Source organism: Cellulosimicrobium sp. BMG9.23 (assembly GCF_059159985.1).
On sequence record NZ_JBZGBZ010000005.1, the window covers coordinates 174341 to 198528 of the forward strand.

Here is a 24188-nt window from a genome sequence, read left to right on the forward strand (position 1 = left end):
GCACAGGATAGGCGAACCTAAGCCGCTTGACGAGACCCGTTCACGAGCGGGGTCAGAGCCGCGGGTCGACGGGCTCCGACTCGAGCGCGAGGACCGCGAACACCGCCTCGTGGACCCGCCACAGCGGTTCGCCCCGCGCCACCCGGTCGAGCGCCTCGAGCCCGAGCGCGTACTCGCGCAGCGCGAGCGACCGCTTGCGGCCGAGCGACCGGTCGCGCAGGCGCTCGAGGTTGCGCTCCTGCGTGTACTCGGGCCCGTAGATGATGCGCAGGTACTCCCGACCGCGGACCTTGAGACCGGGCTGCACGAGCCCGCCGCCACCCTTGCCGCCCGCGCGGCGCACGAGGTTGTCGAGCGGCTTGACGACCATGCCCTCTCCCCCGGCCGCGGTGAGCTCCTCCCACCAGGCGGTGCCCGCGGCGCGCGACGCGTCGTCGGCGAGGTCGACGACGACGCGGCGGGTGGTGCGGAACAGCACCGGGTCCGCCGCGACGAGCGCGTCGGCGACGTCGAGGTGCCACAGGTGGTCGCGGTCGTCGTAGGTCGCCCCGGCGGCCTCGGGCGTCCCGGGACGTCCGGCCGTCCCGCTCGCGAGCACCTGGAACGGCGCGACCTGGACGCCGCGCAGCGGGTCGCCACCCGAGCCACCGGTGTCCCAGCGGTACCGCCGGTAGGCCTCGACGAACAGCTCGGCGTCGGCGGCCCGCTCCGCCGTCCGACGCCGCAGCGCGCTGATCGCCGCACCGTCCACGCCCCGGGCCTTCGCCGCCGCGAGCGCACCGAGGGCAGCGGGCATGACGGCGCGCGCGGCGGCGCCGACGCTCGCGTACCGGTCGCGCAGGAGCTGGTCGGCCTTGAGCGACCACGGGACGATCTCGGCGTCGAGCAGCACCCAGTCCGCGCCGAGCACGTCCCACGTCCCGGCCGCCTCGAGCGCCGCGGCGGCACGGCCGAGCAGCAGGGCCGTCGTCGGCTCGTCGAGGAACGACCGGCCCGTGCGGGTGTGCACGACGCCGGGGGCGTCGATGCCGAACCTCTCCGCGACGACCCGAGACGCGCCTGACCCTGCGGGTGCGCCCGAGTCCCGCGCGACGAGCAGGACGGCGCGCGAGCCCATGTGCTTCTCCTCGCACACGACCCGCCCGACGCCGTCTCGCGCGTAGGCCGCGAACGCGCCGTCGGGGTGCTCGAGCAGTCCGGGCCGGGTCGACGTCGCGACGGGGCTCATGGTCGGCGGCAGGTACGTGAGGAGACGCGGGTCGACGGCGAAGCGGCTCATGACCTCGAGCGCTCCCGCCGCGTTCTCCCCACCGATCGTCACGCGACCGTGGTGCGCGGTCTCGACCACGCGGCGGCCGAGGACGTCGGCGACGTCGAGCAGGTCGGGCTCGCGGGCCACCGTGCCGCGCACCCCGGGCGAGCCGGGAGACCCGGCCCCGCGTGCGCCGTCGGGCGCGGTGCCGGGCACGGTCTCCGGGAGGAACGGCCGCGCCGGCTCGTAGTACACCCGTGCGGCCGGGACCTGGACGACCTCTCGCTCGGGGTAGCGCAGCGCCGACAGCTTCCCGCCGAACACGCACCCCGTGTCGAGGCACATCGTGCCGTTGACCCACTCGGCCTCCGGCGTGGGCGTGTGCCCGTAGAGGACCATGGCGCGGCCGCGGTAGTCCCGCGCCCACGGGTAGCGCACGGGCAGGCCGAACTCGTCGGTCTCGCCCGTCGTGTCGCCGTACAGCGCGAAGCTCCGGACGCGCCCCGACGCGCGACCCTGGTACGACTCCTTGAGGCCGGCGTGCGCGACCACGAGCGCGCCGCCGTCGAGCATGAGGTGGGAGACGAGGTCCCGGCAGAACGTCTCGACGTCGCGGCGGAACTCCTCCGGCTCGGCGGCGAGCTGCGCGAGCGTCGTCTCGAGGCCGTGAGAGACCTGCACGTCGCGGCCGGCGAGCGCGCGCACGAGCTTGTGCTCGTGGTTGCCCGGGACCGCGAGCGCGTGCCCCGCGCGGACCATCCCCATCGCGAGGCGCAGGACGCCGGGCGAGTCGGGGCCGCGGTCGACGAGGTCGCCGAGGAAGATCGCGCGGCGCCCCTCCGGGTGCGCGGCGTCGACGGGGCGGCCGGCGTCGTCACGGGTGACGTCGTACCCGAGCCGGCCCAGGAGCGCGACCAGCTCGTCGAGGCAACCGTGGACGTCGCCGATCGCGTCGAACGGGCCGGTCTCGTCGCGCCGGTCGGTGAGCAGCGGCGTACGGACGATGCGCGCGGCGTCGATCTCGTCCGTGCCGCGCAGCACGTGCACCGTGCGGAAGCCCTCGCGCGACAGGCTCTTGAGCGACGACCGCAGCGCCGCGCGCTGACGCTTCACCACGTGCGCGCCGAAGCCGCGGTCCGCACGCGCGGCGTTGCGCTCGACCGCGACCTGCTCGGGGACGTCGAGCACGATCGCGACGGGCAGGACGTCGTGGGCCCGCGCGAGCGCGACGAGGCCCTTGCGTGCCTCGCGCTGCACGTTCGTCGCGTCGACGACCGTGAGGAGGTTCGCCTGCAGCCGCTTCGCGACGATCGTCTCGAGCACCTCGAACGCGGCCGTCGTGACGCTCTGGTCGTTCTCGTCGTTGGACACGAGCCCGCGGCACACGTCGGACGACACCGTCTCGTAGGGGCCGAAGCGCTCCCGCGCGAACGTCGACTTGCCGGACCCCGAGACACCGACGAGCACGACGAGGCTCGACGCCGGCACCCTCAGCACGCGCCGCTCCTGCGGCTCCAGGACGGATTGCTCGGTCATGCCGCACCCCGGTCGTGCGTGTCAGGGCGAGGAGACGCCCCGGTGGCCTGTGACCCTGACACGAGGGTGAAGACCGCCATCTGGGTCGACGGCCCGGCGCCCGGGTGGTCCGGCGTCCCGGTGTCCACCGGCCCGACGTCGCGGTACGCCACCGTGTACCCGAACCGCTCCGCCGCCGCCTCCGCCCACGCGCGCAGCTCCGCGCGGGTCCACTCGAAGCGGTGGTCGGGGTGCCGCATCCCGCTCCTCAGGACGCCTGCCGGGCCGTCCGGGCCGGGCAGCAGGTTCGGGTAGTGCACGTTGTACTCCGCGTTCGGCGTGGTCACGACGACCGTCCGAGGCCGCGCGCGCCCGAGCACGGCCCGCTCGAGCGCGTCGAGCCGCGAGGGGTCGACGTGCTCGACGACCTCCATGAGCACCGCCGCGGCGAAGCCGGCCACGCGGTCGTCGGCGTAGGTGAGCGACGACTGCACGAGCTGCACGCGCTCGCGCTCGGCGTCGCTCGCGTCGTGCAGGCGCAGTCGCGACGCGGCCCGCTCGAGCTCTCGCGCCGACACGTCGGTGCCGAGGATCCGCGTGAACGACCTGTCGGCCGCGAGCCGGCGCAGCAGCACGCCCTCGCCGCACCCGAGGTCGACGACCGTCCGGGCGCCGGCGTCGTGCAGCGCGGCCAGCACCGCGTCCGCGCGCTGCCGGGCGAGCGGCGGGGGCGTGTCGCCCACCGGCACGTCGCCGAACCCCGGGTTGTGCGCCGATCCAGGCGCTGATCGACGCACAACCCGGGGTTCGGCAGCCTCTCCGGGCACCGCCCGCCTGTCGTCGAGCGCCCGCGAGGCGTCGTCGAGGAGCGGGGCCGAGGCGTCGTCGAGGGCGCCCGAGGCGTCGTCGAGAGCGCTGAGCCGCGCGACGGCGTCGTCCACGTAGCGCCGCTGGTGCGCGAGGTACCGGCGGGCGATCTGCTCGCGCTCGGGGTGGTCGGCGAGCCACCCGCCGCCCGCGCGCACGAGCTTGTCGACCTCGTCGGTCGACACCCAGTAGTGCTTCGCGTCGTCGAGCACCGGGAGGAGGACGTAGAGCTGGGTCAGCGCGTCGGCGATCCGCACCGTCCCGCTCAGACGGAGGTCGACGACGTCCGCGTCCCCCCACGCGGGAACCGTCGGGTCGAGCGGCTCGGCCGTCGCCTCGACCACCCAGCCGAGCGGCTCGAAGAAGCGGCGCGCGAGACCGGCGCCGCCGCGGCACGGGAGCGACGGGACGTGGATCTCGAGCGGGATCGCGGTCGCTGCGAGGTCCGGGCGCGCGTCGCACCGGCCCGACGCCGCTGTGGAGAAGACCTTGCCGAGCGCGACGGCGACCAGGGACGACGCCGCGTACGGCCGGTCGTTGACGTACTGCGCGAGGGCGAACCCGCCTCCCGAGCCTCCGAAGCGCTTGTCCCGCACGATCCCCACCGGGTCGACCTCGAGCAGCAGCGCCGCCGTGCAGCGCTCGGGCGTCGCCTCGGGGTAGAAGACGTGCGCGCGACCCACCGCGAGATCGAACGACTGCGCTCGACCGGGGTGCTTGTGCAGCAGGAAGCCGAGGTCGGTCGCGTCGTCGAGGCCGAGGTCGTGCGCCGCCGTCGCGGTGAGGGTCACGAGCATGGCCGCCATGCTGTCACCCCGTCGGCCGACCGGGCACCAGGATTCGCCGCAGGATCGGCGGGCACGGGGAACCGGCGGCGGCGCGCACTACCGGTCGAGCACCGAGAGCCGAGCGAGATTCAGCCGCGCGAACCGTCGACGCGGGACGTCCTACAGGTCTACCGTCGGGGGACGGGCGGCGCCGCTCACGGCACGCCCGGCCACCGTGGACGGGACCGTCGTGACGACCGAGGAACGGACGAGCGCGCAGCCGCGCGACCCTGGCGAGGGACCGCACGACGCGGCGCCCGTCGACGCCTTCGCGGAGCGCCTGTTCACCGCGACGCTCGGCGCGATCGACGTGCTCGCGGTGCACGTCGGGGACCGGCTCGGCTGGTACCGCGCGCTCGCCACGACCGGGCCGTTGACCTCGACCGCCCTCGCCGAGGCGACCGGCACGGACGAGCGCTACGCGCGCGAGTGGCTCGAGCAGCAGGCGGCGACCGGCATCCTCGTCGCCGAGGACCCCGGCGCAGCACCGGCGCTCGTCGCGGACCCGCAGGACGTCGCCCGCGAGCGCCGCTACGCCCTGCCCGCCGCGCACGCCGAGGTCCTCACGGACACGACGTCGCTCGCGTACTCCGCGCCGCTCGCGCGGTTCGTCGGGGCGATCGGGCCGCAGCTCCCCCACCTGCTCGACGCCTACCGGACCGGCGGCGGGGTGTCGTGGGACCAGCTCGGCGACGATGCGCGCGAGGCGCAGGCCGACGTGAACCGGCCGTGGTTCGAGCGCGAGCTGGGGCCCGCGCTCACGCGCCTGCCCGAGGTCGACGACGTGCTGTCACGGCCGGGTGCACGCGTCGTCGACGTCGGGTGCGGGTTCGGCTGGTCGACGCTCGCGATCGCGCGCGCGTACCCGGGCGCCGTCGTGCACGGGATCGACGTGGACCGGCCGTCGGTCGAGGCAGCACGGACGGCCGCGGACGCGGCCGGGCTGGCGGACCGCGTCACGTTCCATCTCGCCGACGCCGCCGAGCTCACGCTCGCGGAACCGTTCGACGCCGCCTTCGCCTTCGAGTGCGTGCACGACCTGCCCCGCCCCGTCGCGGTGCTCGACGCGGTGCGCCGCGCCGTGCGGCCCGACGGCGTCGTGGTCATCATGGACGAGGCCGTCGCCGACGAGTTCACCGCCCCGGCCGACGACGTCGACCGGATCATGTACGGCTACAGCCTCTTCGTGTGCCTGCCCGACGGTTTGTCGACGCAGCCGTCGGTGGCCACGGGGACCGTCATGCGGCCCGCGACGCTGCGCCGCTACGCGCTCGAGGCGGGGTACTCGGGCGTCCAGGTGCTGCCCGTCGACGACTTCTCGTTCTTCCGGTTCTACCGGCTCCTGCTCTGACCGCCCCGGCGGGGGTGCGGAGCGGTACCGGTGTACCGTCCCGACCATGACCGACGTCCGCAGCCGAACTCACGCCCAGGCCGTCGACGCAGCGATCGAGCTCTTCACCCGCAAGGGCTACGAGCAGACCACCGTCGAGGAGATCGCCGACGCCGCCCAGGTCAGCCGCGCCACCTTCTTCCGCCGCTTCCGCTCCAAGGAGGACGTGGTCTTCGCGGACCACGAGCTCCTCCTCGACGAGGTGGTCGTCATGCTCGCGGCCACCCGGCCGGAGCCCGACGCCGCGGGGAACGTCGTCCCGGACCCGTCCGTCGACCCGTACCTCGAGGTGTGCCGCGCGGCGCGCCTCGTGTTCGACCACCACGTCGGCCAACGCGAGACGTCGCTCGCGCGCCACCGCCTGCTCCAGCAGGTGCCCGCGCTCCGGGACCGCGAGCTCGTGACGACGCACCGCTACGAGCGCGCGTTCACCGCCTACCTGCGCGACGCCCTGCCGCCCGACGCGCGGCGCTCCACCGCGTCCATCGCGTTCGCCGCGTCCGTGGTCGCCGTGCACAACGCGCTCCTGCGCCGCTGGTTGCGCGATCCCGCGCAGGACCTGCGCCCGCAGCTCGAGGAGGCCTTCGCCGAGCTGCGCCGAGCCGCGACCGGGCGCTTCGGCGCCGACGGCCCCGCCGGCGCCCCGGCCCGCGGCACCGGCCGGACCGACGGCCGCCGCGTCGTCGTGACGGTCGTCGACACGGGCGCGAACGTCGCCGACGTCGCGGACGACGTCGCCCGCGCCGTGCGCGACGCCCTGGGCTGAGCCGGGTCAGACGCGCAGCACGTCGCCCGTCGTGCGCACGCTTCGGCAGTCCGCGTCCCCGTTCGGCAGGTCGAGCTGCCGAAGCGCGCTCCGAGCGCCGAACCGCGCACGCGGTGCCGAACGGTCGCGCCGAGCCGCGGGAATGTGCGGGTAGCATCCACCGTTGCAGAACGCAGTACGCACGAACGTGCTCCGGGGTCGGTGCAATTCCGAGCCGGCGGTGACAGTCCGCGACCCGCGCCCTACGCGCGGTTGACCTGGTGGAACTCCAGGACCGACGGTGAAAGTCCGGATGGGAGGAAGCACGTGCGGCGCGGCCGTGCCCGACGAGGGACCGGTCGTGCCGTCCTCACGCCACCCGGAGCCGACGTGCCCGGGAACGACGAGGACGAGCGATGGACCTGATGGCGCTGTTCGACGCGCAGCTCACGATCGGCGACCAGCACCTGTTGTGGCGCGAGATCGTCGGCAACGGGTTCGGCCTGGCATCGGCGCTGGGCGGCATGCGGCGCAAGGTGTGGGCGTGGCCGGTCGGCATCGTCGGCAACCTGCTGCTGCTCACGGTGTTCCTCGGCGCGGTGTTCGCGACGCCCAACCCCGTCAACCTGCTCGGGCAGGCCGGCCGTCAGGTCATGTTCGTCATCGTGTCCGTCTACGGGTGGGTGCAGTGGCGCCGCACGCAGCAGCGGCTGGGTGATGCGGACGCCGACAGCCACGGCGTGAGCGTCGTCCCGCAGTGGGCGACGGCGCGCCAGCGGATCGCTCTCGTGGTCGCCCTCCTCGTCGGCACGGCGGTGCTCACGCCCGTGTTCCGCGCGCTCGGCTCGTTCGAGCCGGTGTGGGCCGACGCGTGGATCTTCATGGGCTCGCTCCTCGCCACCTACGGCATGGCGAAGGGCTGGGTCGAGTTCTGGCTGATCTGGGTCGCGGTCGACATCGTCGGCGTGCCGCTCCTGGTCTCCGCCGGGTACTACGCGTCCGCGTTCATGTACGTGTTCTACGGCGCGTTCACGCTCGTCGGGTTCTTCGTGTGGTGGCGCATCAACCGTCGCGCGACGGCCGACGCGCTGGCCGCAGGCGCGCGCGCCTGAACGGAGGGACGCGGCCCCGGGTGGACCGGTTCTCCTGCGAGGAGAACGCCGTTCCCTGCAGGCCGACCGCCCCCTAGCCTCGGTGCCATGCGGCCCGACCTCCAGCCTCTTGCCCCGACGCTCTTCCGGCTGCGGATCGACGGCGGCCCGGCACACCTGCTCAACAGCTACGTCGTGCTCGACGACGACGGCGTGACGCTCGTCGACACGGGATGGGTCGACAGCTCGCCTGCTGTCGAGGCGGCGCTGCACGCGCTCGGGCACCGGCGCACTGACGTCCGGCGCGTCGTGCTGACCCACTTCCACGAGGACCATGCCGGTGCGGCCGCCGAGATCGCGTCCTGGGGCGACGTGCAGGTGATCGCCGGGGCGCCCGAGGCGGACGTCGTGCGCGGGACGGTCGCCGGACCGCTCCCCCGGCTCACGACGGCGGAGCGGGCCATCCACCCGGAGTCGACGGAGCCGCCCGCCGGGCCGCCGTGCCGGGTGGACCTGGAGGTGTCCGACGGCGACCGCCTCCCCGTCGGCGGCGGCGCCCGGGTCCTCGTGCTCCCCGGTCACACCCCCGGCAGCCTCGCGCTGCACCTTCCCCACCTCGACGCCGTCCTGACCGGGGACACCGTGGCGGAGCTCGACGGGGAGGTGATCCTCGGGGTGTTCGACGTCGACCGCGACGAGACACGGCGCTCGGCGCTGCGCATCGCCGGCACGGGTGCGGGCATCGCCGGCTTCGGCCACGGCGAGGCGGTGCTGCACGACGCCGCACGGCGCATCCGCGAGGCGAGCGACCCCCTCGCGGACCCGCAGCCCTGAGGCCCCGCAGCGAGCGGGTGACGCCTCGGTCGTCCTCGGATCGCGCCTCAGTCGTCCTCGAACAGCATCTCGTCCGACGGCGCGACCCGGTACGCGCCCAGCGTCGCCTCCGTGCACACCGCCTCGACGAGCGCCTCGCTCCCGCCGACGTACGTCGCCGACGCGTCGATCTCCGACCCGACGAACCAGGACCGATCCTCGGGCCACCACAGGTTCGGCGAGTGGTCGTGGTGCCGGAACGCCGCGACGTCGGACAGCGGGCCCGTCCACAGGTGGTACTCGCGGTGCGGGAGCAGGAGCATCGGTGCCCTGGGTCTCTCGACGAGCGTCGGGGCGAGCTGGTCCCACGCCTCGGCCTGCGCGGCGGTGATCTCCTCGTCGCTCGGGCGCGGATCGTCCTCGTCCCAGCCGACGAGCACCCCGATGCCCGAGCTGTCGCGCGGGTCCGTGCCGTGGTCGTAGAGGAACGAGAACCCCGTCCACAGCCCTGCGTGCACCGCCTGGTCGCCCGTGGACGACGCGAGGACCGCGGTCAGGACGTCGAGCGCGGAGGGTGCGCCGTCGTCGGTGGTGCGCACGAGGGAGCCGTAGCCGTCGGGGTGCGGGAGGCACGCGTACGCCGCGTAGCCCCGCGGCACCGTGCCGTCCACGCGCGGGCCGAACGGCCCGAGGCGCTCCGCGATCCACTCGCCCGCGGACGCGTCGTCGTCCCAGCTCACCATGCGTCCACCCTAGGCAGTGCCATCGCGCTTGTGATACCCCATCTCACTTGACTGATACCGGGTATCGGCGCACGATGGGAGGACGACCGACCGCACGCAAGCAGCTGGAGCACCGATGCCCGCCACGCCGATCATGCCCGGTGTCACCGAACCCGCCTACGACCTCACGACGCCCCTCGACGTCGACTACTCCGGGGCGTTCGCGGACGCCACCGACGCCGACCGCGCGCACCAGCAGCGCGTGCGCACGTTCGTCCAGGACGAGGTGCTGCCCGTCATCGACGAGTACTGGGAGCGCGCCGAGGTCCCGCTCGACCTCGTGAAGCGCCTCGGCGAGCTGGACCTCCTGCGCGACGGCGTCGACGTCGAGGGGCGCGAGCACGTCAGCCTCATGGGCGCCGGCCTCGCCGCGATGGAGATGTCGCGCGGCGACGGCTCGGTCGCGACGATCTGCGGCGTGCAGGGCGGGCTCGCGCTCCGCTCGATCCAGATGCTCGGCTCCGACGAGCAGCGCGCCCGGTACGCCGAGCCCATGGCGCGCGGCGAGATCATCGGTGCGTTCGCGCTCACCGAGCCGACGCACGGCTCCGACTCCGTCTCGCTCGAGACGACGGCCCGCCGCGAGACCCGCGACGGGGTCGAGGGCTACGTGCTGAACGGCGAGAAGAAGTGGATCGGCAACGGGTCGTCCGGGCACATCACCGTCGTGTGGGCGCGCCTCGTCGACGGCGAGGGCGGGGAGGGCGACAACCAGGTCCACGGCTTCGTCGTCCCGCAGGACTCCCCCGGCTACACGGGCACGACGATCACCGGCAAGGTGTCGCTGCGGGCGATCTGGCAGGCGCACGTCCTGCTTGACGACGTGTTCGTCCCCGCCGAGAACGCCCTCCCGGGCGCGCGGTCGTTCAAGGACACCTCGCGCGTGCTGTTCGCGACGCGCCTCGGGGTGGCGTGGGCCGCCGTCGGGCACGCGGTCGCGTGCTACGAGACCGCGGTCGCGTACGCGACGCAGCGCGTGCAGTTCGGCCGCCCGCTCGCGGCGAACCAGATGATCCAGGAACGCCTCACGCGGATGCTGTCGACGCTCACGCAGATGCAGCTCCTCGTCGCCCAGATGACGCGGCGCGACGAGGCAGGCGAGCTCACCGGTCCGCAGGCGTCGCTCGCGAAGTACACGTGCACGCGCGGCGCCCGCGAGATCGCGGCGAGCGCGCGCGACCTGCTCGGCGGCAACGGGATCCTGCTGCGCAACCGCGTCGCGCGGCACTTCGCCGACGTCGAGGCCCTGCACACGTACGAGGGCACCGAGTCCGTGCAGGCGCTCATCGTCGGGCGCGACATCACGGGTGTCTCGGCCTTCGCCTGACCGGCCGCGCGCGTCGCGCGCTCCTCACGCTCCCCGGCGCCGCTGCGCCCCTCCTCGCGGCGCCGGGGCCCCTCCTCCTCACCTCTCCACCGCACTCCGGACGGATCACCATGAGCAACGACGCCAGCACCCTGCCCGACGGCGCAGCCGTCACCCCCGAGGACGAGGTCACCCCGGTCCTCCTGCACGGCGCCCGCACGCCGTTCGCGCGCTTCCGCGGCGCGCTCGCGTCGTTGTCCGCCGCGGAGCTGGGAGCCCACGCGATCCGCGGGGCGCTCGACGCGGCCGGGGTCGCGCCGGACCAGGTGGACACGGTGATCGTCGGTCAGGTCGTCCAGGCGGGCGCCAAGCAGGGGCCTGCACGCCAGGCCGCGATCAACGCCGGCATCGGCTGGGACGTGCCGACCGTGACGGTCAACAAGCTGTGCCTGTCCGGGCTCACCGCGATCATCGACGCAGCGCGGCTGATCCGCACCGGTGAGGCGACGGTCGTCGTCGCGGGCGGCCAGGAGTCCATGACGAACGCGCCGCACCTCGTGCTCGGTTCGCGCGCGGGCTTCGCGTTCGGCGACGTGACGATGGCCGACTCGCTCACGCACGACGGCCTGAACGACCCGTTCAGCGGCGAGGTCATGGGCGAGCTCACCGACCGCGGGTGCGCCACGCGCGGCATCGGTCGTCCCGAGCAGGACGCCTACGCGCTGCGCTCGCACCAGCGGGCCGCCGCCGCGCGCGACGCCGGGCACCTCGCCGAGGAGATCGCGCCGGTCGCCGTGCCGCAGCGCCGGGGCGAGCCGGTCGTCGTCGAGCACGACGAGGGCGTCCGGGCGGACACGACGCTCGAGGCGCTCGAGCGCCTGCGCCCCGCGTTCGTCGCGGACGGCACGATCACCGCGGGCTCGAGCTCGCCGCTGTCCGACGGCGCGGCGGCGGTCGTCGTCGCGAGCCGCGCCTTCGCGAAGCGCAACGGGCTGTCGTGGCTCGCCGAGATCGGCGCGGCGGGCCAGGTCGCCGGGCCGGACAGCTCGCTGCACTCCCAGCCCTCGCGCGCGATCGAGGCGGCGCTGAAGCGCGAAGGGCTTGCGGCGTCGGACCTCGACCTCGTCGAGATCAACGAGGCGTTCGCAGCCGTGGCGCTGCAGTCGGTCGCGGACCTCGGGATCGACGCGGACGTCGTCAACACCGACGGCGGGGCGATCGCGCTCGGCCACCCCGTCGGGGCGTCGGGGGCGCGCCTCGCGCTGCACCTCGCGCTCGCGCTGCGACGTCGGGGCGGCGGGGTCGGTGCCGCCGCGCTGTGCGGCGGAGGCGGCCAGGGCGACGCCCTGATCCTGCGCGCCGGCTGACCCTGGCGCGGTTGCGCGGGCGTGGGCGCGGTTCCGCGCGCGTGCCGAACGACCCTGGTGCACGATGATGAACCAGGGTCGACGCGCTTCGACACGGCTGGTGTGACGTGGATCGCGTCAACTCGTCGCTGAAACCGCGTCATGGATCGCGCCACGCGCGGTCTCTCCTCCTGGAACACCGTCCACGACGAGAGGACCGTCATGACCGCCATGACCGAGGCCCTGGGCCACACCGCGCGCCGCGCGACCGCACGGGCACGTCGATCGCACCTGTCCGCCGTCGCGGTCGTCGCCGTCGGCCTCCTGGCCGGCTTCGTCGCCGCCCCCTACCTGCTGGCCTGACCGAGGCGCTCCCTGAGCCGACCGGGTTCCTCCCGGCAGGCTCGAGCCGACCGGGTCATTCCGGGCAGGTCCGGACCGCACGAGCGGGCCCCGGGACCCGTCGGTCCCGGGGCCTCGTGCTGCCCGGGATCACTGCGCCTCTGACGATCACTCCCGCTCCGCGAGCGCCGCGTCGAGCCGGTCCAGCAGCTCGACCTGCCCGCTGACCACGAGGCCCCGCGCCGTCGCGAGCGGGAACCATCCGGCGCGGTCGAGCTCGGGGAACTCCTGCATCCGCCCGGACCGCGGCGGCCACTCGATCGCGAAGGCGTTGCTCACGATCGCCGACACGTCGAGGTCGCCCTCGCGCGCCCACGCCGTGACGAGCTTGCCCGCGCGCTGCCGCACCGTCCCGAGGTCGACGTCGGGCTCGTCGCTCGTCGGCGCCGGTACGCCGAGCTCCTCGGCGAACTCGCGCAGCGCCGCGGCGTGCGGCTCCTCGTCCGGGTCGATCTCGCCCTTGGGGATCGTCCACGCGCCGGCGTCCTTGCGCGCCCACAGCGGACCGCCCATGTGCCCGAGCAGCACCTCGACGACGCCGTCGCGCACGCGGTAGAGCACGAGCCCTGCTGACTGCTTCACGTGTCCATTCCTACACAGCCGCGGCCGACCCAGCCCGCTGAGTGCTGGTTATTTGTCGTTCACGAAACCCATGGACGACAAATACCCAGCACTCAGCGGTGTGGGGGGTGGCCCGTACCGTCGATGGTGACCGACCGTCCACAGATCGACCAGCCAGGAGGACCAGGATGAGCTCGCCGACCGTCACGCACGTCAACCCGCCCGGGCTGCACACGAACCCGGCGTTCTCGCAGGGCACGATCGTCGAGACCGGCCGAACGCTCTACGTCGGCGGCCAGGACGGGACCGGCCCCGACGGCGAGATCGTCGAGGGCGGAATCGCCGAGCAGACCGCCCAGGCCCTGCGCAACGTCCTCGCCGTGCTCGACGCCGCGGGTGCGGGTCCGGAGCACGTCGCCCGGCTCGCGATCTACCTGGCGCCCGAGGCCGACCTCATGGAGGGCTTCGCCGTCGTCGGCGAGGTGTGGGGGCCCCATCCCGCCGCGGTGACCGTGCTCCGCGTCGGGATCGGCCGGCCGGGCGCACTCGTCGAGATCGAGGCGGTGGCCGCGCTCCCCGCCTGACCTCGCGGACCTGACGCACCTGGCAGCCCTGGTCAACCCGGCAGATTTCGCGCGAGAGCCGTTCTCTGCCGCTACTGTCCGGGGGTGCCTGCCGACAAGCTGCGACGACGCGCGCTCTCACGCGCCGCGCTCTACGGCGTCGTGGCGTCCGTCCCGGTCCTCGCGCTGGCATGGCTCGTGCGGGCCGAGTCGGGCCTCGTGGTCGACGCCGACCGGGCCGCCGTCGCGGCGGCGACCCGGTTCACCGCGGAGCGGCCGGTGCTCGAGCGCGGACTGCTCGTGGGCCAGGAGGTCCTCGCGGCACGGTGGCTCAACATCGGCGCGATGGGCGTGTGCGTCTGGGCGTGGCGACGGCACGGTCTCGCCACGCGCGCGGCGTGGGCCGCCGGGACCATCTGGGGAGCGTGGGCCATCGGGCTCGGTGCGAAGGAGCTCGTCGACCGCGCCCGTCCCGTCGTGGACGAGGTCGTCACGACGGTCCCTGGCAGCAGCTTCCCCTCCGGTCACGCGATGAACGCCGCGGCCGTCGGGGTCGCGCTCACGGTCCTCGTCTGGCCGCTGCTCGGCCGGCGCGGCCGCGTCGCGGCGGTCGCCGGTGCGACGACGCTCGGGCTCGTCACCGCCGCCGACCGCGTGCTCCTCGGCGCGCACTTCCCGTCCGACGTGGTCGCCGGGCTCCTGCTCGGCGGCGCCGTGGCCGGCGCGTCCGCCGTCGGCTACCACGGGTGGACGACCACCCTCACCCCCGGCACCCCCGGTGCCGCTCCCCGGAACGAGGCCTGATGCACTCCTTCGTGCACCGCTACGAGACCGACACGACCCGGCCGACGGCGAAGGAGGTGCTGCGCGACGTCGGGCTCCGCGCTTTCCTGCCCGGCGCGCTGCTCTGGGTCCTCATCGTCGCGACGGGCTTCCTCATCACCGGTCCGCTCGGCGACCTCCCGGGAGAGGTGGCGGTCAACCGGTGGCTCGAGGAGCGTCGCACCCCCACGTGGGACGCGATCACCGACGTGCTGTCGCTGATCGGCACGACCGAGTTCATCATCGGCGGCACGCTGCTGACGGTGCTGCTCGTCTGGTGGCGGACGCGGCAGTGGTGGTTCGCGATCGTGCCGGCGCTCGCCGTCGCGCTGCAGGCGCTGATCTTCCTCACGTCCTCGATCGTCGTGGGCCGTGAGCGGCCCGACGTCGAGCGTCTCGACGAGTCGCCGCCGACGTCGAGCTTCCCGTCCGGGCACACCGGTGCGGCGGCCGCGTTCTACCTGACCCTGGCCCTGCTCGCGCAGCGGATCACGCACCCCGTGCTCCGCGTGGTCGTGACCGTGCTGTGCTGCCTCGTCCCGCTCGCGATCGGGTTCTCGCGCCTGTACCGCGGCGCGCACGGGCCGGCGGACGTGGTCGTCGGGCTGGTCAACGGCATCGTCTGCTGCGCCCTGGCCTGGAACTACCTGCGCCGCGACGCGCGCGCGGGCTGAACGTCCCTGCGGCACGACGGCGGGCCCGGTCGTCTGACCGGGCCCGCCGTCGTCGTCTGGCCGGGTGGTCACCCGGCCGTCGTCAGCTCACGCGCAGAGACCGACCGGGTCCCACGCGCCCCACGTCACGGAGCCGGGCAGCTCGCCCCGCGTCCACCACTGGGCCACGTAGGTGACGCCCGCGCGGGAGACCTTCTGCCCACCGGTGTAGACGGTCTCCCGCGACCACTCCGCCGAGCAGTCGGCGACCTCGACCTCGGGCGCCGTGCCGCAGGGGCCGATGTTCTTCCACGCGGTGCTCGCGCCCGGCTCCTGGTTGCGGGTCCACCACTGGGCCTTGTACTCCGAGCCCTCGTGCGAGACGACCTCGCCACCCGTGTACACGCCGGTGCCGTACCAGGGGACCGCACACTCGTCCGCCACGCCGGGGCCGGGAGTCGCCGCGCGCAGCGTCGAACCGAGTGCGTCGCCGAGCTCGTTGCGGTAGTCGCCCGAGAGGTCCCACCACATCGCGCCGCCGTAGCCCTGTGTCGCGACGAACTCGGCCTTGGCGGTGACCGACGTCGGGTCGTCGTAGCTCCACCACTGGTCGCCGTCATAGCGCCAGCTCGCGCCGATCTCGGGGTCGAAGAAGGCCTCCCCGAACGACCGCAGCTCGGCGTAGGTCTTCGTGCCCACGTACCCCGCGGCCGGCTGCCAGGCCTGCGAGCCGTCCTCGACGCCGTACCAGCCGTGCCCGTACGCCGCGAGACCCGCGTTGATCTGCGACGGGTCCGCCCCGGCGTTCACGTACATGCCGAGCGCGCCGTCGAGCCCGAGGCCCCAGTTCTGCGTGCCGTCGGGGTGCAGGTTGCCCTGGTGGCCGGTCTGGTTCGGCACCCAGCCGCCGTGGAAGTCGTAGCCCTGGACGTTGAGGAAGTCCACGACGGCGAACAGGCGCGGGTCGAGCCAGCCGCCCTGCCCGGCGTTCCAGCCGCCCGCCGGGGCGAACGCGGTGAGCAGGTAGTCCTCGCCGTCCTCCGCGCCGCGCGCGTCGAGCTCGGCCCGGAACTCCTCCATGAGGAGCAGGAAGTTCTCCTTGTCCTCGGGGCGGGCGTTGGCCGTCTCACCGCCGGTGACGGGCCACTCCCAGTCGATGTCGATGCCGTCGAAGATGCCGGCCGCCGCGCCCGGGCCGCCCTTGCCGTCGATCTCCGGCAGGTCGCCGTCGATGTAGAGGTCGAGGCACGAGTCGACGAGCGCGGTGCGCCCCTCGGGCGTCGAGGCCGCCTCGGAGAAGTTGTCGGACCAGGTCCAGCCGCCCAGGGAGATGAGGATCTTTGTCTCCGGGCTCACCGCCTTGAGCTTGCGGAGCTGGTTGAAGTTGCCCGCGAGCGCCTGGCCGGGCTTGTCGGCCTTGCCGTCGACGGAGTCCTTGGCGGCGACCTCCGCGACGAAGTCGTTGATCGGGTCGCCCTCGCCGGGGACGTCGGCGATGTCGCACACGAGGTCGGTCGTGACGTTGCCGAAGGCGTAGTTGATGTGGGTGAGGTCCTCGATCGCGCCGGTGCGGACGAGGTCGGCCACCTGGAAGTCGCGGGTGACGCGCGAGTCGGACATGACGTAGCCGACGCTGCGGTAGCCGTTGATGTCGGCCGGGCCGTCGACCGACGCGCCGGGCTTCGCGCTGGGCAGGGGCGCTGCGGCAGCGGGTGCGGCGAGCGCCCCCGCGGCGAGGGCGGTGGCGGCGGCGAGCGCCACCCCCGCTGTACGGGATCGGGACCGGCTGGGTGCAGTGTTCACGGGATCACGCCTCGAAGGTCGGGGTGCTGGGGATGATCGATACGACATGAAGGCCTCGTTGCTCTTCGTGCGCCGGACTGGGATCCGGGATTTGTTCGGTCTCCTGCACACTATCGGTCGGGGTGCGGTTAGGCCAGAGTCCGAACGAAACCATCTGGTCACGAGTGGAGGACGAACACATGTCGCGACCACCGGGACCGCATCGCAACGGCCTCAGCGGTCTCCAAGGACGTCGCAGCGGTCGACGGCGGGGCGTCGGCCTTGTGTAGTCTCTGGCCACACACGGTCAGAACGGGGGTGCGTTCATGCGAGGAAGCAAGGCGGCCGGGGTTTCAGCTCTGGTGCTGGTGGCGCTGATGGTGGCTGGCTGCGGTAGCGCAAGCAGCACGCAGACCGAGCCCACGGGAGAGGTGGCCCAGGTTGATGCTCCCGGGGACGACGTGGCGCAGGACGCTGCCGCGTGCGCGGCTGTCTCCGACGTGATGACGATCGTGGAGAACGCGGACGTCGCGCTGAGCGAGGGCCGCATGGCCGCCCAGGAGCAGCAGGGCTGGTACGCCGTCGCGGCACGCTCACTCGACCGCATCCCCTCGAGCGGGGACAGTGCTGTCAGCCACGGGGTCGCCAACCTGCAGGATGCCGTCGGGATCAGGTCGGACGCCTGGAACGACGCGCTCGCCGCGCTCGACGAGCCGTGCCTGGCGGTGGATGTTGAGCTGTTCATCTCCATGTTCACCGGCGGCTGAGCCTGCATTCTCCTCTCGGATTCATCGCGGGCGGCCAGTTCGTCTCACGCACGTCGGTGCACCCGGACGGACTCGGCACCGACCTGCTCTCGGGCCCTCAAGGATGCGGAGCGCGCGGGGCCCGCCTGGGAGCCGACTCGCACGGTGGAGTGAACGGCGATTGCGGCGCGCGGAGCACGCGCTGGGTTCAGGCGTCGTCGCCGCGCTGGCGAAAGTACCGAAGGGCGAATACGCCCCGCCCAAGAGGTACCCACCGATCATGCAGCGCCCCCAGAGAGTGGGCGCATCCCAGACCGTGTTGCCGAGCACCAGTCCGAGGACGCCCAACGACGTACCCAGCGTGACTAACAGAACTCTCCAGCGGGGTCCGAGGTCTTGGGCGGCCATACACATCATGGTCGCAGCGGCTGCGGTGGGGGGCTTCTCGTGGTGCTCGCGTCGACGTCGTCGCCTCGGGGGCCTGGTCGTCACGCCTGCTCGGCGCTCGCGGCCCCGGGGCGGAGGACGGGAGTGGTGGCCGGCTCTGGGCTCGGTGCGACGGTATGTCCAGCCCGACCCCCGGACCGGATCACGGCGGTCACCACCGGAACCGGCCGGCTTCATCGAATCCCGCCGGGCGCACGGCGGTAACGAATCGCGGCTCGATCGGACCGTAGATGTGCGGGTACAGCTCGCCCCTCCCGCCGTCCTCGTCGACGACGCGGGTCCCTGCTGCCTGGATCGCGTCCATGTCCAGGACGAGGACGCACAGGTCGGCCTCGTCGCCCGCGTGCACGAACTCGGCCACCGCGGCGAGCTGGTGAGGGTAGGACGCGTGGATGAAGCCCACCTCATCCAGGCTCGCCCCGCGCGTCGAGACCTGATAGGCGCCGCTGCGGAGGGCCGCCTCCCAGTCCTCCCGATGGGCCACGTGCAGGATCTCCACCGTCGACACCTTGCCAGAACAGGCGTCCGACGTCGTCCGCTCGTCCAGTCCGCGGAGCACAACGGCGTGAAGACGGAGGGTCGGGTACGACGAAGGGCCCCACCATCGCAGGATTCTGCGGGTGGGGCCCTTCGGGTGGCGGTAGCGGTGAGATTCGAACTCACGGTGGACTTTCACCCACACACGCTTTCGAGGCGTGCTCCTTAGGCCGCTCGGACACGCTACCTTCGCCGGGGACACCGGCCCAGGAAGGATACCTGGTCCCGGCCCCGGACACCGAATCGGCGTCCTGGCTGTCCAGTCAGCCGACCGATCAACGACCCGGTCAGCTGCCCGCGAGCGCCTCGGCGAACAGCGGCACGACGTTGTCGATCGCGTAGATCATCGCCGTCGGCGTGCCGAGCGAGAACGCGCTGGACAGGTCCGGGTCGTCGAACACGACGTAGCGCCCGTCGACCACGGACGGGACGGTCTGGAACGCGGACTGCGCCTCGACCTCGGCCGCGGTGAAGCCGATGGGCTGGATGACGGTGAGGTCGGCGTCGAGCAGCTCGACGTTCTCCGTGCCGAGGTTCGCGGAGAACTCCTCGCCCGCGGCCTCGTCGATCTCGGGCTTGGTGACGAACCCGAGCTTCTGCATGAACTCACCGCGGCTCGACGACGACACGTACGCGCCGAAGCCCTCGGCCCAGTAGGACCCGATGACGGCGGTCTTGCCCTCGAAGTCGGGGTTCTCCTCGCGCGCGGCGGCGAACGCGTCGTCGACCTCGGCGAGCAGGTCGTCGCCCGCGTCGCTGCGACCGAGCGCTGCGGCGATCATGTCGACCTGGTCCTCCAGGGACGCCAGGTACGACTCGCCGCCCTCCGGGATGCCGACGGTCGGCGCGATCTCCGACAGGCGCTCGTACCGCTCGGGGTCGCCCGACGACTTCACGTCGAGGATGACGTCGGGGTCCAGCAGGGCGATCTGCTCGTAGGAGGGCTCGAGCGTGCCGATGATCTCGGGCGACTCGGTGTAGGCGTCCTCGAGCCACGGCCCGACGCCGTCGCCGCCGAACGCGAGCCAGTCGCTCGCCCCGACGGGCTCGACGCCCAGGGCGAGCGCCGTCTCGGCGTCGCCCCACCCGAGCGCGACGACGCGCGTCGGCTCCTCGGGGATCTCGACCTCGCCGAAGGCGGTGTCGACCGTCACGGGGAACTGCTCGCCCGCTGCGGTCTCCGTGCCCGACGTCGCGGCGTCGCCGTCCGCGGTGTCGTCACCGGAGTCGGCGGAGCAGGCCGCGAGGGCCAGCAGCGCGAGGGCCGAGACGCCCGCGAGGGCGGCACGGCGGGTCGCGGCGGTGCCGCGGTGGGTCAGTGCGTTCATGGTCTCTCTCAGTCCTCGAAGATCTGGCCGATGGGCTCGCGCTTCTCGGCCTGGAACCGGTCCTCGGCGCGTCCGTACGCCCAGTAGCCGGACAGTGAAAGGTCCGCGCGCGGCACCCCGCGCTCGGCGAAGACACGGCGGAGCGCCTTCATCGCCTCGCGCTCGCCGTGCGCGAAGACGTGCACGCGGCCGTCGAGCCACGGTGCCGCGCGCACCGCGTCGGGGAGGAGCGTCGTCGTCCCGGCGGCGCCGTCGCGGCGGTAGAGCCACGTGACCTCGACGCCCGAGGGCGCGCCGACCGCCTGGACGTCGGCCTCCGTGCCGACCTCGACGAGCGCGAGCCCGACGGCGTCGCGGGGCAGCGCCTCGAGCGCGGCCGAGATCGCGGGGATCGCGGAGTCGTCCCCGACGAGGAGGTGCCAGTCGGCGCCCGGGTCCGGGGCGTAGAGCCCACCGGGGCCGGAGAGCACGATCCGGTCCCCCGGCCGAGCGTTCGCGGCCCACGGCCCCGCGATGCCCTCGTCGCCGTGGACGACGAAGTCGATCGCGAGGCGCTGCGCCGCGTCGTCGACCCAGCGGACGGTGTACGTGCGGGTGACGGGAAGGTCCTCGGGGGCGAGCGTCTCACGGAGCGCCGCGACGTCGTACGGCGGCTCGAGGCCGAGCTCGGGCTTCGCGAACAGCACCTTGACGTACTTGTCGGTGTACTCGTTGCTCTGGAAGCCCGCGAAACCGGGCCCGCCGGCGACGACGCGCACCATGTGCGGGGCGATCCACGTCGTCTCGAGGACGTCGAGGACGGTCTGCGGGCGCGCGCGCCGAGGAGCCTGCGTGGGAGTGGTCGACATGCCTGCCTCTCGTCGATGGCCGTCGATGCTTAGGTAAGGCTAACATCACCGGCACGCCCGTCGTGACCGCCGCTCAGGCGGGCGGCGGCACGGGACCACCCTCGCCCAGGCCGCCGTCGTCGTACCGTGGATGCGTGCCCGACCCGACGCCTCCCGGCCCCAGCACCTCCCCCGCGCACGTCGCGACCTCCGCCGCCGACGTGCCGCCGTCGCCCGTCCCGACCGTCTCGTCGAGGCTCGCGTGGCGGCCGAGCCAGCCGCCGCCGTCGGGCACGGGACCGGCCCCGCGCACGGGGACCGTCGCGGACGCCGCGGAGCTGCTGCGGGGCCTGCGGGTCACGGCGCTCACGGGCGCGGGTGTGTCGACGGACTCCGGCATCCCGGACTATCGCGGGCCCGACTCGCCCCCGCGCAACCCCATGACGTACCAGCAGTTCGTGCAGGACGAGGCGTTCCGCCGCCACTACTGGGCGCGCAACCACGTCGGCTGGCAGCACGTGCACCGCACGAGCCCGAACGCTGGGCACCGCGCGCTCGTCCGCCTCGAGGATGCGGGCGTGCTCGTCGGGCTCATCACGCAGAACGTGGACCTGCTGCACGAGGACGCGGGGAGCCGCAACGTCATCGACCTGCACGGCCGGTACGACCGCGTGATCTGCCTGCAGTGCGGACGGGTGGTCTCGCGCGAGCACCTCGCGGAGCGGCTCTCGGCCCTCAACCCGGGCTTCCTCGAGTCGATCGGCGACGTGGGCGACGTCGAGATCGCGCCCGACGCCGACGCGGTCATCGAGCGCACGTCGCACTTCCGCCCCGCCCCGTGCGAGTTCTGCGGCGGCGTCCTCAAGCCGGAGATCGTCTACTTCGGTGAGAACGTGCCGCGCGAGCGCGTGCAGCGCGCGTACGCGATGGTCGACGCGGGGGACGCGCTGCTCGTCGCCGGGTCGTCGCTCACGGTGATGAGCGGGCTGCGGTTCGTGCGCCACGCGGCGAAGGCGGGCAAGCCCGTCGTCATCGTCAACCGCGGCGCCACCCGCGGCGACCCGCTGGCGACCCTCAAGGTCGAGGCCGGCGTCTCCGAGACCCTCACGGCGCTGACGGACGCCCTGACCTGACGCCGACCCGGCGGCGGCGTCCCGGACGGCCGCACCCCGGACCACAGGGACCCGCTGATCAACGCTGCGTCGAGAAGAAGTCCCGCAGGAGCTGCCCGCACTCGTCCGCCCGCACGCCCGGCACGACCTCGACCTCGTGGTTCGCGGACTGGTCGCGCACGAGGTCCCACACCGAGCCGGTCGCGCCGGCCTTGGGGTCCCACGCGCCGAGCACGAGCCGCTCGACCCGCGCCAGAACCAGCGCCCCGGCGCACATGACGCACGGCTCGAGCGTCACGACGAGCGTGCACCCCTCGAGCCGCCACGTCCCGAGCGTCACCGCGGCCTGCCGCAGCGCGAGGACCTCGGCGTGCGCGGTGGGGTCGCCGGTCTCCTCGCGGCGGTTGCGGCCGATGCCCAGCAGGCGCCCGTCCGGCCCGACGACGAGCGCCCCCACGGGCACGTCGTCGCTCGCGAGGGCGTGGGTCGCCTCGTGCAGCGCGAGCCCCATGAGCGCGTCCCACACCTGGCGGCGCGCGGAGAGCGCGACGGGCGGGAACTCCCCTTCGGGCCACGGGAGGGCGAGGCCGGGGCGCGACGTGTCGCCGAGGTGCGGGACGTCGTCGGGCACGGGACCTCCGGAGCTGTCAGCGGAACACCGCCCCATGGAGCGGCAGCGTGCTGACAGGCCGGAGCCCTCCCGAACGTGTCAGCCGCCCTCCAGGCTATAGACCGCCGTGACGCTGACAACCCGCGCCGGCCGTCCAGTACCGTGGAGCCCATGCGCCTGCACGTCGCCGACCACCCGCTGGTGGCCCACAAGCTCACCGTCCTGAGGAACAAGGACACGGCGTCGCCGACGTTCCGGCTCCTCGTCGACGAGCTCGTCACGCTCCTCGCGTACGAGGCGACGCGCGACGTGCGCGTCGAGCCGCACGAGATCGAGACCCCGGTCACGACGACCGTCGGCGTGCGGCTCGCCGAGCCGCGCCCGCTCGTGGTCCCGATCCTGCGCGCGGGTCTCGGGATGCTCGAGGGCATGACGCGTCTCCTGCCGACCGCGGAGGTCGGCTTCCTCGGGATGCAGCGCGACGAGGAGACCCTCGAGGCGATCACGTACGCCAACCGCCTGCCGGACGACCTCACGGGCCGGCACGTGTTCCTCCTCGACCCGATGCTCGCGACGGGCGGGACGCTCGTCGCCGCGATCGACTACGTCTTCGCGCGCGGGGCGCGCGACGTCACGGCCGTGTGCCTGCTCGCCGCTCCCGAGGGCCTGCAGGTGCTGCAGGCCGCCGTCGGCGACCGCGTGGACGTGCACGTGGTCGTGGCGTCGGTCGACGAGCGCCTCAACGAGAAGGCGTACATCGTCCCGGGTCTCGGCGACGCGGGCGACCGGCTGTACGGCGTCGTCTGACGCGTCAGTGCGAGCCGGCGGCTCGCTGAGCGAGACGGATCCGTCTCGCACCGTGAGACTTTCCACGCTACCTCTTGGCGCGCCCGCTCGCGCCCTGCCATGCTGCCTCTCGTGAGCACCTCGACCCGTCCCGCCAGCACGCCGTCCGGCGTGCTCCCGGGCGCGGTCATGTGCGTCTGTTGTCAGGCCTGAACGCCTCTCCCGCCCGTTCAGACCCTGACCCTGCCGACCCCGCCGGACCTCCGGTGCCGCCGTCGGCCCGACGCACCCGGAGCCACCATGACCACCCTCACCGCACCCCGCCCCACGCACCGCCGTCCTCGCACGGCCACCGTCCCGACGCCGCACGGCACCTCGCCCCGCACGGCACCGGTCGCGCAGGCCGCGGTCGTCAGCCCGACCACTCCCCGTCGCAACCCCGGCTTCGTGCTGTACGTCGGTGTCGACGCCGCGCCGGGCGAGACACCGGCCGCCGAGCTCGTCGAGCTGGCGGAGGCCCTCGGGGAGCTCGCCCGCGACTGGCTGCCGAGCGCCGAGACGTACACCGCTCTCGCGCTCGCCGAGCCGAGCCAGGACCCCGTCGCCGGGCAGCGTTCGCCGGTCCAGGACATCGCCGCGTTCCGCGAGCGGCTCGCCACCCTGTCGCCGGTGCCGCGCGTGGTCGTCGACCCCGTCGACCGCTCGGTGACGGTCGAGGGACGCCGCACGCGCCTCACGCACCGCGAGCTCGAGCTGCTCTCCTACCTCGCGCGCTCGTCCCACCGCGTCGTCACGCGCGCGGAGCTGCTCGACACCGTGTGGGGCGACCACGCCGTCGCGGCGGGCAGCCGCACCATCGACGTCCACGTCCGCCGTCTGCGGGAGAAGCTCGGCCTGGAGCACGTCATCACGACCGTGCGCGGCCTGGGCTACCGGTTCGACCCGCAGACCCCCGTCGTCCTCGGCAGCTCGGGGGACGCCGCCTGAGGACCCTGCGCTGCCGGGCCGCGGGACGACGTGGGGGTACGTGGGGACCCGCCGGCCCGGCAGCGTCTCCCTGTCGGGCCCTCCCGTCACA

At 73.7% G+C, this 24188-nt stretch carries 23 protein-coding genes, 1 tRNA gene and 1 riboswitch; of the genes, 14 read left to right on the forward strand and 10 right to left on the reverse strand.

Features of this window, described 5'->3' with window-relative positions; genetic code table 11:
* Positions 1-52 precede the first annotated feature (52 nt).
* Both AC4H2G_RS09540 and AC4H2G_RS09545 read right to left on the reverse strand, forming a co-directional pair.
* Positions 53-2788 carry a polynucleotide kinase-phosphatase gene (locus tag AC4H2G_RS09540; RefSeq protein WP_494365516.1) on the reverse strand — a complete coding sequence of 912 codons (2736 nt, stop codon included), beginning with the start codon at positions 2786-2788 and terminating at the stop codon, positions 53-55.
* Positions 2785-4431 carry a 3' terminal RNA ribose 2'-O-methyltransferase Hen1 gene (locus AC4H2G_RS09545; RefSeq protein ID WP_494365756.1) on the reverse strand — a complete coding sequence of 549 codons (1647 nt, stop codon included), beginning with the start codon at positions 4429-4431 and terminating at the stop codon, positions 2785-2787. Before AC4H2G_RS09545 ends, AC4H2G_RS09540 begins: the two co-directional genes overlap by 4 nt.
* A 220-nt stretch (positions 4432-4651) precedes the next feature.
* On the opposite strand from AC4H2G_RS09545, the gene AC4H2G_RS09550 reads away from it, so the two are divergent.
* The 4 genes from AC4H2G_RS09550 to AC4H2G_RS09565 all read left to right on the forward strand — a co-directional run bounded on the left by AC4H2G_RS09550 (position 4652) and on the right by AC4H2G_RS09565 (position 8521).
* Positions 4652-5812 (forward strand): class I SAM-dependent methyltransferase, encoded by a 1161-nt coding sequence (locus AC4H2G_RS09550; protein WP_494365517.1) that lies wholly within the window; start codon positions 4652-4654, stop codon positions 5810-5812.
* Between the two features lie 46 nt (positions 5813-5858).
* On the forward strand, positions 5859-6617 hold the full coding sequence (locus AC4H2G_RS09555; RefSeq protein ID WP_494365518.1) for a TetR/AcrR family transcriptional regulator: 759 nt from the start codon (positions 5859-5861) through the stop codon (positions 6615-6617).
* A 183-nt stretch (positions 6618-6800) separates the two neighbouring features.
* Positions 6801-6927: riboswitch (FMN riboswitch) on the forward strand.
* Between the two features lie 85 nt (positions 6928-7012).
* Complete coding sequence (pnuC, locus tag AC4H2G_RS09560) at positions 7013-7708, forward strand: nicotinamide riboside transporter PnuC (protein WP_494365519.1); 696 nt, start codon at positions 7013-7015, stop codon at positions 7706-7708.
* An 87-nt stretch (positions 7709-7795) separates the two neighbouring features.
* Positions 7796-8521, forward strand: a complete 726-nt coding sequence (locus AC4H2G_RS09565) for an MBL fold metallo-hydrolase (RefSeq protein WP_494365520.1) — start codon at positions 7796-7798, stop codon at positions 8519-8521.
* A gap of 47 nt (positions 8522-8568) precedes the next feature.
* Here AC4H2G_RS09565 and AC4H2G_RS09570 read toward each other — a convergent pair whose 3' ends face one another.
* Positions 8569-9243 (reverse strand): hypothetical protein, encoded by a 675-nt coding sequence (locus AC4H2G_RS09570; RefSeq protein WP_494365521.1) that lies wholly within the window; start codon positions 9241-9243, stop codon positions 8569-8571.
* Between the two features lie 115 nt (positions 9244-9358).
* Here AC4H2G_RS09570 and AC4H2G_RS09575 point away from each other — a divergent pair, with 115 nt between their 5' ends.
* The 3 genes from AC4H2G_RS09575 to AC4H2G_RS09585 all read left to right on the forward strand — a co-directional run bounded on the left by AC4H2G_RS09575 (position 9359) and on the right by AC4H2G_RS09585 (position 12297).
* Positions 9359-10609: an acyl-CoA dehydrogenase family protein gene (locus AC4H2G_RS09575; protein WP_494365522.1), complete on the forward strand. Its 1251-nt coding sequence runs from the start codon at positions 9359-9361 to the stop codon at positions 10607-10609.
* Between the two features lie 110 nt (positions 10610-10719).
* Positions 10720-11955 (forward strand): acetyl-CoA C-acyltransferase, encoded by a 1236-nt coding sequence (locus AC4H2G_RS09580; RefSeq protein WP_494365523.1) that lies wholly within the window; start codon positions 10720-10722, stop codon positions 11953-11955.
* A gap of 201 nt (positions 11956-12156) precedes the next feature.
* Positions 12157-12297, forward strand: a complete 141-nt coding sequence (locus AC4H2G_RS09585; RefSeq protein ID WP_494365524.1) for a hypothetical protein — start codon at positions 12157-12159, stop codon at positions 12295-12297.
* A 147-nt stretch (positions 12298-12444) separates the two neighbouring features.
* Here the strand turns inward: AC4H2G_RS09585 and AC4H2G_RS09590 are convergent, their stop codons facing one another.
* Entirely contained in the window at positions 12445-12918 is a 474-nt protein-coding gene (locus AC4H2G_RS09590) for an NUDIX hydrolase (RefSeq protein WP_494365525.1), read from the reverse strand.
* Positions 12919-13085: 167 nt separating this feature from the next.
* Between AC4H2G_RS09590 and AC4H2G_RS09595 the strand changes: the two genes are divergently transcribed.
* The 3 genes from AC4H2G_RS09595 to AC4H2G_RS09605 all read left to right on the forward strand — a co-directional run bounded on the left by AC4H2G_RS09595 (position 13086) and on the right by AC4H2G_RS09605 (position 14956).
* Entirely contained in the window at positions 13086-13481 is a 396-nt protein-coding gene (locus AC4H2G_RS09595; RefSeq protein WP_494365526.1) for a RidA family protein, read from the forward strand.
* A gap of 84 nt (positions 13482-13565) precedes the next feature.
* Positions 13566-14264 carry a phosphatase PAP2 family protein gene (locus tag AC4H2G_RS09600; RefSeq protein ID WP_494365527.1) on the forward strand — a complete coding sequence of 233 codons (699 nt, stop codon included), beginning with the start codon at positions 13566-13568 and terminating at the stop codon, positions 14262-14264.
* Positions 14264-14956, forward strand: coding sequence for a phosphatase PAP2 family protein (locus AC4H2G_RS09605; protein ID WP_494365528.1), 693 nt, complete (start codon positions 14264-14266; stop codon positions 14954-14956). The genes AC4H2G_RS09600 and AC4H2G_RS09605 overlap by 1 nt, the downstream gene beginning before the upstream one ends.
* 87 nt (positions 14957-15043) lie before the next feature.
* Here AC4H2G_RS09605 and AC4H2G_RS09610 read toward each other — a convergent pair whose 3' ends face one another.
* On the reverse strand, positions 15044-16738 hold the full coding sequence (locus AC4H2G_RS09610) for a glycosyl hydrolase family 18 protein (RefSeq protein WP_494365529.1): 1695 nt from the start codon (positions 16736-16738) through the stop codon (positions 15044-15046).
* Between the two features lie 305 nt (positions 16739-17043).
* Here AC4H2G_RS09610 and AC4H2G_RS09615 point away from each other — a divergent pair, with 305 nt between their 5' ends.
* Positions 17044-17484 carry a hypothetical protein gene (locus AC4H2G_RS09615; RefSeq protein ID WP_494365530.1) on the forward strand — a complete coding sequence of 147 codons (441 nt, stop codon included), beginning with the start codon at positions 17044-17046 and terminating at the stop codon, positions 17482-17484.
* Between the two features lie 577 nt (positions 17485-18061).
* Here AC4H2G_RS09615 and AC4H2G_RS09620 read toward each other — a convergent pair.
* The 4 genes from AC4H2G_RS09620 to AC4H2G_RS09635 form a co-directional block, all read right to left on the reverse strand.
* Entirely contained in the window at positions 18062-18409 is a 348-nt protein-coding gene (locus tag AC4H2G_RS09620) for a DUF952 domain-containing protein (RefSeq protein ID WP_494365531.1), read from the reverse strand.
* Between the two features lie 136 nt (positions 18410-18545).
* Positions 18546-18635, reverse strand: a tRNA-Ser gene (locus AC4H2G_RS09625).
* A gap of 99 nt (positions 18636-18734) precedes the next feature.
* Positions 18735-19775, reverse strand: coding sequence for an iron-siderophore ABC transporter substrate-binding protein (locus AC4H2G_RS09630; protein ID WP_494365532.1), 1041 nt, complete (start codon positions 19773-19775; stop codon positions 18735-18737).
* A gap of 8 nt (positions 19776-19783) precedes the next feature.
* Complete coding sequence (locus AC4H2G_RS09635) at positions 19784-20623, reverse strand: siderophore-interacting protein (protein ID WP_494365533.1); 840 nt, start codon at positions 20621-20623, stop codon at positions 19784-19786.
* A 317-nt stretch (positions 20624-20940) separates the two neighbouring features.
* Between AC4H2G_RS09635 and AC4H2G_RS09640 the strand changes: the two genes are divergently transcribed.
* Complete coding sequence (locus AC4H2G_RS09640) at positions 20941-21735, forward strand: NAD-dependent protein deacetylase (RefSeq protein WP_494365757.1); 795 nt, start codon at positions 20941-20943, stop codon at positions 21733-21735.
* Between the two features lie 58 nt (positions 21736-21793).
* On the opposite strand, the gene AC4H2G_RS09645 is transcribed toward AC4H2G_RS09640, so the two are convergent.
* Positions 21794-22225 (reverse strand): nucleoside deaminase, encoded by a 432-nt coding sequence (locus AC4H2G_RS09645; RefSeq protein WP_494365758.1) that lies wholly within the window; start codon positions 22223-22225, stop codon positions 21794-21796.
* Positions 22226-22495: 270 nt separating this feature from the next.
* On the opposite strand from AC4H2G_RS09645, the gene upp reads away from it, so the two are divergent.
* Both upp and AC4H2G_RS09655 read left to right on the forward strand, forming a co-directional pair.
* A complete protein-coding gene (gene upp, locus AC4H2G_RS09650) occupies positions 22496-23131 on the forward strand; it encodes a uracil phosphoribosyltransferase (protein ID WP_494365534.1) in 636 nt (211 codons plus the stop codon).
* 279 nt (positions 23132-23410) lie between these two features.
* Positions 23411-24097 carry a winged helix-turn-helix domain-containing protein gene (locus AC4H2G_RS09655; RefSeq protein ID WP_494365535.1) on the forward strand — a complete coding sequence of 229 codons (687 nt, stop codon included), beginning with the start codon at positions 23411-23413 and terminating at the stop codon, positions 24095-24097.
* The last annotated feature ends 91 nt before the right edge of the window (positions 24098-24188 follow it).